The organism is Undibacterium sp. Tian12W, assembly GCF_049339405.1.
Lineage (GTDB): Bacteria > Pseudomonadota > Gammaproteobacteria > Burkholderiales > Burkholderiaceae_D > Undibacterium.
In genome coordinates, this window is the sequence record NZ_JBMPPK010000070.1 from 1 (window position 1) to 585 (window position 585).

Here is a 585-nt window from a genome sequence, read left to right on the forward strand (position 1 = left end):
CGTTCAAACCTTCAGCGATAGTGACAGCAACTGTGTCGGATGCGCCAGTAGCAACGGCCAGATTGGCGTTGATGGTGGATTGGCCGATGGCGTTGGAGCCTGTGTCGCTATGACGGATGGTGATAGCGGCGCCTTGGGCAACACTCAGGTTGTTGAGTGTGAACACGTCTGTACCAGCTACCGGTGCGGAGTTCGCAGGTGCTGCTACGTTGGTGTTGGAGACGTTGCGAACCAATACGCCTGTGACGTCTGGCAGTTTGGCGAAATCAACTGTGGAAGCGGCGTTGTTCAACAGAACTTGAACGGCTTCTACTTTGGTGATGATGGAGGAACCAGCTGCACCGGCTGTGACGTTACCGCCGTTGACGATAACCAGTGTATCTGTACCGTCGCCGCCTGTGATGCTGTCGCCTGTTTCTACTGTGTCTGCCAGGTAGAATGTGTCGTTACCAGAGCCGCCAGTGATGGTGACGTTTTGTGTGGAACCGGATGTGTCAGCTTTACCAGTAGTGAAGATGCCATTGCCGAGGTTCAGTGTCAGGTTGCCTTTGAATGCGGATGCATCAATGGCGGACAGACGGCCTG

At 54.7% G+C, this 585-nt stretch carries 1 pseudogene; it reads right to left on the bottom strand.

Features of this window, described 5'->3' with window-relative positions:
- Positions 1–585 (bottom strand): annotated as a pseudogene (locus tag ACO0LI_RS30640) (hypothetical protein); the annotation flags it as partial.